Origin of the sequence: Allokutzneria multivorans (genome assembly GCF_039537405.1) — a bacterium.
GTDB lineage: Bacteria > Actinomycetota > Actinomycetes > Mycobacteriales > Pseudonocardiaceae > Allokutzneria > Allokutzneria multivorans.
In genome coordinates this window covers 598,327-609,454 of sequence record NZ_BAABAL010000018.1, presented here as the reverse complement: position 1 = coordinate 609,454, position 11,128 = coordinate 598,327, and the positions used below count along the sequence as shown (strand labels likewise).

5 protein-coding genes and 1 pseudogene are annotated in these 11,128 nt (G+C 68.9%); 3 read left to right on the top strand and 3 right to left on the bottom strand.

Going from position 1 to position 11,128, the window contains the following annotated elements:
- Positions 1-28: 28 nt before the first annotated feature.
- Positions 29-5,887, top strand: a pseudogene (locus ABD798_RS26825) (type I polyketide synthase); the annotation flags it as partial.
- Positions 5,888-5,935: 48 nt separating this feature from the next.
- Here the strand turns inward: ABD798_RS26825 and ABD798_RS26820 are convergent.
- Entirely contained in the window at positions 5,936-7,174 is a 1,239-nt protein-coding gene (locus ABD798_RS26820) for an activator-dependent family glycosyltransferase (protein WP_344880346.1), read from the bottom strand.
- A gap of 337 nt (positions 7,175-7,511) precedes the next feature.
- On the opposite strand from ABD798_RS26820, the gene ABD798_RS26815 reads away from it, so the two are divergent.
- Positions 7,512-8,621: an HNH endonuclease signature motif containing protein gene (locus tag ABD798_RS26815; RefSeq protein WP_344880343.1), complete on the top strand. Its 1,110-nt coding sequence runs from the start codon at positions 7,512-7,514 to the stop codon at positions 8,619-8,621.
- A 209-nt stretch (positions 8,622-8,830) separates the two neighbouring features.
- On the opposite strand, the gene ABD798_RS26810 is transcribed toward ABD798_RS26815, so the two are convergent.
- Positions 8,831-9,364: a dihydrofolate reductase family protein gene (locus ABD798_RS26810; protein WP_344880340.1), complete on the bottom strand. Its 534-nt coding sequence runs from the start codon at positions 9,362-9,364 to the stop codon at positions 8,831-8,833.
- Positions 9,365-9,657: 293 nt separating this feature from the next.
- Between ABD798_RS26810 and ABD798_RS26805 the strand changes: the two genes are divergently transcribed.
- The gene (locus ABD798_RS26805) at positions 9,658-10,521 is read left to right on the top strand and encodes a GNAT family N-acetyltransferase (protein WP_344880337.1); all 864 of its coding nucleotides are present in this window, start codon (positions 9,658-9,660) and stop codon (positions 10,519-10,521) included.
- On the opposite strand, the gene ABD798_RS26800 is transcribed toward ABD798_RS26805, so the two are convergent.
- Positions 10,503-10,691, bottom strand: a complete 189-nt coding sequence (locus tag ABD798_RS26800) for a hypothetical protein (protein WP_344880334.1) — start codon at positions 10,689-10,691, stop codon at positions 10,503-10,505. The genes ABD798_RS26805 and ABD798_RS26800 overlap by 19 nt on opposite strands.
- Between the last annotated feature and the right edge of the window lie 437 nt (positions 10,692-11,128).

The following is an 11,128-nucleotide window of genomic DNA, read 5'->3' as shown; positions in this document are numbered from 1 at the left end:
GGACAACGAAGAACTCGCCGCGCGGCAGTCAGAGCCGATCGCGATCGTCGGCATGGCGTGCCGTTACCCGGGCGGTGTTCGGACCCCCGAGCAGCTGTGGGAGTTGCTGGCCGAGGGCCGCGACGCGGTGGGGGACTTCCCGACCGACCGCGACTGGGACGTCGCGAACCTCTACCACCCCGACCCCGACCACGCCGGGACCAGTTACACCAACCAGGGCGGATTCCTCTACGACGCCGCCGATTTCGACCCGGTGTTCTTCGGGATGTCGCCGCGTGAAGCCCTGGCGACCGACCCGCAGCAACGCCTGCTGCTGGAAACCGCGTGGGAGGCCATCGAGCGCGGCGGCCTCAGCCCGCGTTCGCTGAAGGGCACGTCCACCGGCGTGTTCGTCGGCGTGATGTACAGCGACTACTCCGTGCGCCTGCAACCCTCGCCGGAGGGCTTCGAAGGCCAGCTCGGCAACGGCAGTTCGCCCAGCATCGCCTCGGGCCGCGTCGCCTACACGCTCGGCCTCGAAGGCCCGGCGATCACCGTCGACACCGCGTGCTCGTCCTCGCTGGTCACCGTGCACCTCGCGGCACAAGCACTTCGGCGCGGCGAGTGCTCCCTCGCCTTGGCGGGCGGCGTGACCGTGATGTCCACGCCGGAGACCTTCATCGAGTTCAGCCGTCAGCGCGGCCTCGCCCCGGACGGCCGCTGCAAGCCGTTCGCGGGCGCCGCCGACGGCACCGGCTGGAGTGAAGGCGCCGGAATCCTGTTGCTGGAGAAGCTTTCCGACGCGCGCGCCAACGGCCACCCGGTGCTCGCGGTGATCCCGGGCTCGGCGGTCAACCAGGACGGCGCGTCCAACGGCTTGACCGCGCCGAACGGGCCTTCGCAACGCCGCGTGATCTTGCGCGCGCTGGACGACGCCGGTGTCGAAGCCGCCGACGTCGATGTCGTCGAGGCGCACGGCACCGGCACCACGCTGGGTGATCCCATTGAGGCGCAAGCACTTCTCGCCACCTATGGGCAGGGTCGTTCAACGCCGTTGTGGCTCGGCTCGGTGAAGTCGAATCTGGGCCACACCCAAGCCGCTGCGGGCGTCGCCGGGATCATCAAGATGGTCCTCGCGATGCGCAACGGCACCTTGCCGAAGACGCTGCACGTCGATGTGCCCACACCGCACGTGGACTGGGCCTCCGGCGAGGTCTCGTTGCTCACCGAGGCTCGCGCGTGGCCGGACACGGGCCGCCCGCGCACGGCGGCGGTCTCGTCCTTCGGCGTGAGCGGCACGAACGCGCACCTGATCATCCAAGAAGCTCCTGCCGTCGAGGAGACCCTGGCCGCTCCGGCGGATCAGGTCGTGCCGTTGCTGCTGTCCGCGCACACCGAGCAGGCGTTGCGGGACAAGGCTTCCCAGCTGCTGTCGTTGCTTCGTTCGCACCACCCTGTCGAGCTGGCGCGCGCCCTCGCGGTCGGCCGCTCCACCCACCGCCACCGCGCCGTCGTCGTGGCGGGCGACGCATCTGCTGCTCTCACCGCTCTGGCCTCCGGCAGGGAGAGCGCCGACGTCATCTCGGGCCCTGTGGTCCGACCCGGCCGGATCGCGTTCGCCTTCCCCGGCCAGGGTTCGCAGCGACCGGGCATGGGCCACTCGTTGGCGGACTCGTTCCCGGTCTTCGCCGAGGCCTTGGACGAGGTGTGCGCGCACCTCGACGCCCACCTCCCGCGCCCGCTGCGCGAAGTGATGTTCGCCGCGGAGGAGGGGTTGCTCGACCGCACGGAGTTCACGCAGCCCGCGCTCTTCGCGATGGGCGTCGCGCTGTACCGGCTGGTGGAGAGCCTCGGCGTCGTCCCTGACTACCTGATCGGCCACTCCATCGGCGAGATCGCGGCGGCCCACGTTTCCGGAGTGCTCTCCCTCGCCGACGCGTCGCTGCTGGTCACCACGCGTGCTCGGCTGATGCAGGCGCTTCCGGCCGGTGGCGCGATGCTGGCGATCGAAGCCACTGAGGCCGACGTGCTGCCGCTGCTGACCTCTCGGGTGGGCATCGCGGCGATCAACGGGCCCCGGTCGGTGGTGATCGCCGGTGACGAGGACGCCGTGGCCTCGGTCGGCTCGCAGTTCACCGGAGTGCGGACGCGGCGCCTGCGGGTGAGCCACGCGTTCCACTCGCCGCTGATGGAACCGATGCTCTCCTCCTTTGAAGCCGCGATCTCCTCGCTGGTCCACAACGCGCCGCAGATCCCCGTTGTGTCCACTGTGGATGGTGCGTTCGCGGAGTTCTCGCCGGAGTACTGGGTGCGCCACGTCCGCCAGACCGTGCGCTACGCCGACGGCGTGGACACCCTGGTGGAGGAGGGCGTCGGCACGTTCGTCGAACTCGGTCCCAACAGCGTGCTGACCGCGACCACGCAGGGCTGCCTGCCGGAGGACAGCCCGGCGACGCTCGTGGCGACGCTGCCGAAGAACACCGCCGAGCCCACCGGCGTGCTTTCGGCTCTGGGGCGACTGCACCTCGCGGACATCGCGATCGACTGGGCTTCTCTGACGCCGAAGGCGGCGCACGTCGACCTGCCGACGTATCCCTTCCAGCGCCAGCGCTACTGGCTGGAGAGCACGATCGGCCTCGGTGACGTCAGCTCGGCGGGCCTGCTGCCGTCCACGCACCCGCTCGTCGGCGCGATCACCCCGCTCGCCGAGACCGGGCAGCTCGTGCTGAGCGGACGGCTCGGGCTCGACAAGCAGCCGTGGCTGGCCGACCACGCCGTGCACGGAGTGGTGCTGCTGCCAGGAACCGCCTTCGTGGACCTGGCCATTCACGCCGGTGACCAGGTCGGATGCGGGCACCTCGAAGAGCTGACGCTGCACGCTCCGCTGACGCTCGTCGAGCCCGTGCAGTACCAGCTCCGTGTCGAGGACGCCGATGGGCAAGGCCGTCGCCAGTTCAGCGTGCACTCGCGTTCTGCCGAGCAGTGGGTGCTGCACGCGAGCGGTTGGCTGTCGCCGTCCGTCGTCGCCCCTGTCGGTGACCTGACCTCGTGGCCGCCTTCGGGCGCGGTGGCCCTCGACCTGGACGGCTTCTACGAGGAGTTGTCCGAGGCCGCCTTCGACTACGGCCCGGCGTTCCAAGGTCTGCGTCGCGCGTGGCGTCACCGCCAGGACCTCTTCGCCGAGGTCGAGTTGCCGGGGGAGGCCGGGGACTTCGGCGTGCACCCCGCGCTGCTCGACGCCGCCCTGCACGTCGCGGGCGTACGGTCCGAAGAGGACGGCGGCAGCAGCGCGACGCCGCGAGTTCCCTTCGCGTGGGCCGGGGTTTCGTTGCACGCCACGGGAGCCACGGCGCTGCGCGTTCACGTGAGCCCGCACGAGGCAGGTGAAGGCATGTCGGTGCGCATCGCCGACCGCACCGGCGCGCCGGTGGCCACTGTGGACTCACTGATCGCTCGCCCGGTGACGGCCGACCAGCTCTCCGCCAAGCCCACCTCGAAGTCGCTCTACCGCGTCGACTGGGCTGAGGTTGCCGTCGCTTCCGCTCCCGTCAGCTGCGTTCTTGTCGGCGAGGACCCGTTCGACCTCCCCGTCTCTGACAAGTACGCCGACCTCGAATCGCTTGCAGCGTCGGGGAAAACGCCTCCTCTTGTGTTGGCGTCCTTCCACAACTCCGCTTCGGGTGTTCCTGCTCTCGCGCACAGCACGGCCGAGCAAGCTTTGCGCCTGGTGCAGGAGTGGCTGGCCGCTCCTTCGTTCGCGGACGCTCAGCTCGTGATCGTCACCAGCGGCGCGGTCGCCACTTCGGACACCGAGGACGTCACCGACCTCGCCACATCCGCCGTGTGGGGCCTCGTGCGCTCGGCGCAGACGGAGAACCCCGGCCGGTTGCGGTTGCTCGACCTCGGTGGCTCCTCGGACTTGGTGCACGCGGCGCTGGCCTCGGCGTCACCCCAGCTCGCTGTGCGCGACGGTGCTCTGCTGGCGCCGCGCCTGGCTGCTGCTTCGGTGCTCGACGGGCACGCGTGGAATGCCGACGGCACCGTCTTGATCACCGGTGCGACGGGGACCTTGGGTGCGCTCACGGCTCGTCATCTTGTTGTGCGGCACGGTGTTCGGCATCTGCTGCTCACCAGTCGGCGGGGCATCCTCGCCCCTGGTGCTGCGGAGCTGCGCGCGGAGCTGACCGAGCTCGGTGCTGACGTCGTCGTGGCCGCGTGCGACGCCGCCGACCGCGACGCGTTGGCCGCCCTGCTCGCGACGCACCCGGTCACCGCGGTGATCCACACCGCCGGCGTGCTGCACGATGTGATCTTGGAGTCGCTGACCCCGGAGCAACTGCACACGGTGTTGCGGCCGAAGGTCGACGCGGCGTGGAACCTGCACGAGCTGACCAGTGACCTCGAAGCGTTCGTGCTGTTCTCCTCGGCGTCCGGCGTGTTCGGCTCGGCGGGGCAGGCGAACTACGCCGCGGCCAACGCCTTCCTGGACGCGCTCGCCCACCACCGCCGGGCTTCGGGGCTGCCCGCGAGTTCGCTGGCTTGGGGGCTGTGGGAGCAGGCGTCCGGGATGACCGAGCACCTGGCCGGTGAGATCGCCGGGATGCCCGCGCTGCCCAGCGAGGAAGCGTTGGCGCTGCTGGATTCCGCCGTCGCGGGAACGACCCCGTTGCTCGCACCGATCACCCTGGACAAGGCAGCTCTGCGCGCAGCACCGGACTCCGACGAGCTGCCGCTGATGGTGCGCGAACTGATCGGTCCGGCCCGTCGCGCCGTCAGTACTGCTGCTGCCGCCGAGGTCTCTTCGGGGGACGTGTTGGAGCTGGTGCGCTCGCACGTCGCGGTCGTGCTCGCGTTCTCCGGGCCGGAGGACATCGAGGTCGACCAGGACTTCCTCGAACTCGGCTTCGACTCGCTCATGTCGGTCAACCTCCGCAACCGGCTGGCGTCGGTCACCGGGCTCCGGCTGCCCGCGACGCTCGCCTTCGACCACCCCACGGCCACCGCGCTGGCCGACTACCTCACCAACGCGCTGAGTTCCGGTCCTGCTTCGGCGGTGGCGGCCGAGGAGAAGGAGACGGAGTCCGGCGCGCTGACCGCGCTGTACTTCAAGGCCGTCGAAGAGGGCAGGTTCCCCGACTTCTTGGAGCTGCTCGGCGCGATGGCTCGCTTCCGGCCGCAGCTGACCGATGCGACCAGCTCGTCGGTGTCGACCAAGCTCTCCACGGGCGACGAGCCCTGCCAGGTGTTCTGCCTGACCTCCTACATCGGCCGGTCCGGGCCGCAGGAGTACGCCCGCTTCGCCGCCGCGTTGCGTGGCAAGCGCGACGTGCTCGCTTTCCGCGAGCCCGGCTTCACGCGGCACGAGCTGCTGCCGTCCACCGCCGAGGTCGTCGCGCACCTGCACGCCAACGCCATCCGCTCGCAGGCCGACGGCAGGCCGTTCGTGCTCGTCGGCTACTCCTCGGGTGGCGTCGTGGCGCACGCCGTCACGCGGTACTTGGAGAGCATCGGCCTCGCTCCGGCGGGCCTGGTCATGGTCGACACCTACGCGTTGGAGGACAAGGTCGGCCTCAACGCCATGGGGCGCTTCATGAACTCCATGATGGACGACCTGTCCGAGGAGATGACCGCCAACAGCGGCGAGCCCGACATCTGGGGGGAGGCGTGGCTGACCGCGATGGGTCATTACTCCACAATGGACTGGACGCTGAAGCCCTGCACGACGCCGACCCTGTTGGTGCGCCCGGCGAACCCGGTCACCCAGAACTGGACCGAGGACTACGACTGGCGCACCAACCCGCCCGTCGCGCACACCGTCGCCGAGGTCCCCGGTGATCACTTCACGATGATGGGCGAGCACTCCGCCAGCGTCGCCGAGACCATCGACGCCTGGATCGCCACGCTGTGACAGCTTCGCCCGCCGCCCTTCGCGGGGCGGCGGGCGAAATTCGTTGTGTCAGCGGCTCGCGGCCAGCTTCTCCAGGTCAAGAATGATGTCGTTGAACGTCGGCCTGCTCAGCATCTCGCGCCGCACCGCCGCCGCACCGTCCACAAAGGACTTGTCCTCCAGCAGTCGCACGAGCCGCTCGCGCAGCGCCTGCGCGCTGAACTCCTCCGGCTGCAACGTCAACGCCGCCCCGGCCTTCTCCAGCTCGTGCGCCGCCGTCGCCTCGCCCCACGAGGACGCCGGGATCACCAGCTGCGGCACTCCGTGCACCACCGCGTTGCCGATCGTCCCCGTGCCACCGTGGTGCACCACCACCGCGCAGCTCGGCAGCAACTCGTTGAGCGGCACGAAGTCCACCAGCCGCACGTTCTCCGGCGCTTCCACGGCTCGCAGTGTCGCGATCACCTCGATGTCCAGGCCGCGCACCGCCTCGAACAGCTCGGCCGCGTCGAAGCCGTCGTCCTTGTTCGGGATGTCGTTCTCCCGTGACGACAAGCCCACCGTCACGCACACGCGCGGCTTGGTCGGCTTGTCCCGCAACCACTTCGGCGACTCGCTCGGCCCGTTGTACGGCGTGAAGCGCACCGGCAGCGTCTTGGCGTCGGTCTCGTACCGCGTGCACGCGGGCATCGCGTCGATCGTGAGCTGCCCGAGCACCACGTCCTCGTCGAACTCCAGGCCGAACTCGCCGAGCTTGCCCGTCAGCCAGTCCCGCATCGGGTCCCGCTGCTGTTCTTCGAGGGCGCGTCGCATCCGCCCGAAGTGATCCGATCCCATCAACAGCCGCGCGTGCGCCGCCCCGCAGGCCTTCGCCGCCACCGGCCCCGCGTAGACCAGCGCGTCCCACACCACCAGGTCCGGCTTCCACTCCCGCGCGAACTCCACGAGGTCCGCGGTCACGTCCGCCCCCGCCATCGCCTCGCACAACGGCGCCCAGATATCGAAGATCACCTCCGCGTATTCGGCGGTGATCCTTTCTCCGTCGGTCTGCGCGATCGGGAATTCGGCGATCAGCGCGAGTTCTTCATCGGTGTACTCACCGCCGCCCTCCTCGGTTCGCTGCTCCCAGTCCAGCGGATTTCCGACGCTCCGAGCTGAAAGGCCCGCGCTGGAGAGCGCGTCGGGCTCGGCCGGGTTCGGCTGGATGGCGATCCGCACCTCGTGGCCCGCGTTGCGCATGGCCCAGATGAGCGGGGTCATGTTGTAGACGTGGGCCTTGGCCGGGAAAGGTGTGAAGAGGACGCGCATTTACTCATTCGATCGTGGCTGTTGGTTGTGGGGCAACCCCTAGTGGGGTCTCTCTTTGGGGTTAGTCGGGGACGGGCTTCCAGCTTGCGCCGGTTCCAGCGTGGGGGTCGGCTTGACCTGGGGGCCCCTTGCGCGTGCCGTCATGGGCCGGACGGGCACGGTGAAGGATCACCGGCCCACGCGGGCAAGCGTATGGCACGCGCACCCCAGGTAAAGCCGACCCGGTTTTGTTTTGCGGCTCGCTTTAGTCTGGGGTTGCGTTTTCGGGCGGTGGGGCGCCTGGGAATTCATCCGTTAGAGCCATGATCCACTATTTAATCGGCGTAAAATAGAAGGCATGGACGAAGCCGACGTAAAAACAGCCTACGCGGCCATTGCTCAAGCCATCGCCGCATTCTCCGGTGTACTGGTCGACTACCTGGCCGGGCTTGATTCTCGTGATCGTGAGTTCGCGGAGAACTTCATCGCCCCGGTCCTGAAGGTGTCGCCGATCAAAGGCACCCGGTTGATCGACCGTGCCACCGAACTCCTTGAGCACCGCGTGGTGTTCAAGGCGATGGCCGAAGGCCGCATTGACGAGGGCAAGTCACTCATGATCCTCGACCTCCTCCGCACCCTCCCCATCGCTCAAGCCCTGGTCGTGGAGAAGGTCCTCGTCGCCCACGCCGAGAACAGCACCTACTCCGCGACGCGTCAGTACGGGGTGCGCTACATCCACCGCATCGACCCCGACGCCGCTGAGCGCCGTCACAAGGCCAAACACAAGGCCCGTCTTGTGGAGAAGTTCAACCTGGAGGACGGCATGTCCTCCCTGCGCCTGACTATGACCGCCCATGATGCGGCCCTCTCCTACGACCGGATCGACCGGATCGCGAAGGCCTTGCCGAAGGACCGCCGCACCTTGGACCAGAAGCGCTCCGATGTGGCGAAGGACCTGTTGCACGGCAGGGAAACCGCCGCCCCGCAGGGCCAGACCATGGTGTACCTGACGATGCCCGTCACCTCAGCCCTCGGCTTGACCGAGGAGCCGGGGATGCTCAGCGGCTACGGCCCGCTCCCCGCACCCGTGGCGAAGGACATCGCAGCAGGCGGTGTGTGGAAGCGGATCTTGACTGACCCGAAGACCGGCATGGCCGAGGAGATCAGCAACATCTACCGGCCCACCGACAAACAACGCGAACTCATCGCAGCCCGCTACCCGACCTGCACCGCCATCGGATGCAGACAACCCGCACACCGCTGCGACCTCGACCACTGCTGCCCCTACAACGGCACCAACACCACCATCAAGAACCTGCGACCCAAATGCAGGCATCACCACCGCATGAAAACCCACACCAACTGGACCTGCGAAAACCGCGACGACGGCACACACACCTGGACCACGCCTCGGGGCCACACCTACGAGACCGCGCCCGAGCCCATCGCCGAACCCGCACCCTTCTAGGCCGTGTCCTGGAGGTCGTCAGGTTTGCAGGTCTTCAAGACCACCCAACCCCCACTCCGGCCGTCTTCAACGACAGCAAACCCGGCAAGGCCGCAGGGTTTGAGGCGGTTAGCGATGATCAACAGGGGGGTTTGCTGGTCTTGAAGACACCCCGACCCCCGGCGGCACCGTCACCGGAGCACGCGGCGCAACCACTTACAGGACAGGCCTTAGGCGCGCGGCGCGTACCGCAGTGCCACGACACCCGAGCCGAACTCGACGCGGCTCACGAGGGTCAGATCTACGTGCTTCGACAGGCCCTCGAACAAGGTCGGACCGTGGCCCGCCAGACGGGGGTGCACGACGAACTCGTACTCGTCGATCAAACCCAGCTCCGCCAACGCGAGCGGGAGCCGCACGCCGCCGACGAACAGGCCCTTGCCCTGCGACTGCTTGAGGCGCCGCACAGCGGTGGCGAGGTCGCCGCGCACGAGTTCCGCGTTCCAGTCGACCTGATCCAGAGTGGTTGACACGACGTACTTCTTCGCCGCGTCGATCGACCGGGCGAAAGGGTCGTCGTCGTGGGGAGACGGAGAGCGCCAGGCAGCCTCCATCATCTCGTAGGTGACCCGGCCGAACAGGAGCGCGTCGGCGCGGCCGAGGTTCTCGGCGTGATGGCGGTGCAGAGCCTCGTCCGCCGGGATCGCGCGGTGGTCGCAGCACCCGTCCAGCGTGACGTTGATGGAGTACCGAATGGGTCGCATCGCCGAAGGGTACTTGTGCCCAGCTGATCAGATCATCCCGAGCGAGCCCGTCGAGCGGATGGAGCTGAGGCTCTGGAAGAACGAACATCTACTCGTTCCGTCTGCCCGCGCTCACCGGGCGAGGCAGTTGGCCACCCAAGCCGAACCCTGACGCCGCGCGGCGACTCGCGGGAAGGACGTCCAGCAGCGGGACGAGATGCTGGCGATCATCGCCACCGCGCTCGCCGACCTCGCGGTGCGGAGCGCGGAAAACCCGGGTGCGGGCCGCCGGGCGATGGTGTGAGATCGCGGGCATGACGATCGTGTTGGACAAGCCGGGGGTCGACGGGCTGCCCGTGGCGGTCGACGCGCTGCGCGGGTGGCAGCGGGACAGGGCGATGCAGCTCCACCCGGGCGACGTCGGCTGGTTCTGGCGCTTCGGCGCGGAAGCGACGGCGCGAGCGGTCCGGACCTGGAGCCGCGACGGACGCGTGCTGGCGGTGGGGTTGCTGGACGGCTCGACGTTGCTGCGCATCACGATCGCGGCGGACGCGCAGCAGGACGAGGAGCTGGCGCGGCGGCTGGTCGAGGACGTGACCGACCCGGAGCGCGGCGTGCTGCCGGCGGGCAAGGTCAACGTCGAGGCGCCGATGGGCGCGCGGGTGCAAGCCCTTCTCGCCGAGCGGGGGTGGCGGACCGACGAACCGTGGACGCCGCTGTCACGCGATCTCTCCGAGCCGGTGAAGGCGCCTGACCTGCGGGTCGAGAGCGCGGGGCCGGAGCGGGCGGAGCTGTGGGCCGAGGTGATGCGCGCGTCGTTCGAGGGCTCGACGTTCTCGAAGGAGCGGTGGCTCGCGATGTCAGAGGGAACGCCGTACACCGATGCGCGGAGCATGATCGGCTACGACGAGCAGGACGCGGCGGTCGGCGTGGTCACGGTGTGGTCGGCGGGGCCGGGGCGGCCCGGGCTGATCGAGCCGATGGGCGTGCACGAGGACCACCGCGGGCGCGGGTACGGCAGGGCGATCACCGTGGCCGCTGCGGCGGCGCTCCAGGAGATGGGCTCGTCGAGCGCGCTCGTGGCCACGCCGACCTCGAACGTCGGCGCGGTCGCGACCTACGCTTCGGCGGGCTTCGACAAGCTCTCCGAGGTCCGCGACTACTTCCGGGAAAGCTGAGCCTCGATGAGGTCGGCGGCCAGGGAAGTGCCGCCCGAAGCCAACTCCTGACGCAGCTCCGCCAGGCGCACGGCGACCGCGGGGTCGTCGACGAGATCCACCAAAGCCTGGCGGCGCGCGGTCGCGGTCACCTCCGCCGGGTCGATGCGGCGGCCAACACCGAGGCGCACCATCACATCCGCGTTGTGGAGGTCGAGGTCGTCGGTGAACCCAAGAGGTTGAGCTGCGTATTCCGGTCACGGTGTCGCTGGGGGTTGGGGTGTCTTCAAGACCACCAAACCCCCCTGTTGATCATCGCCAACCGCCGCAAACCCTGCGGCCTTGCGGGGTTTGCTGTCGTTGAAAACGGTGGGGGTTGGGTGGTCTTGAAGACCGGCGAACCTGATGACCTACAGGACACGGCCTAGGGCCTGTCCTGTAAGTGGTTGAGCTGTGCATTCCGGTCACGGTGCCGCTGGGGGTCGGGGTGTCTTCAAGACCACCAAACCCCCCCCTGTTGATCATCGCCAACCGCCGCAAACCCAGCAGCCTCGTGAGGTTTGCCGTCGTTGAAGACCGCTGGGGCAGGGGTTTGTAGGTCCTGAAGACCGCCGAACCCGGCGACCTA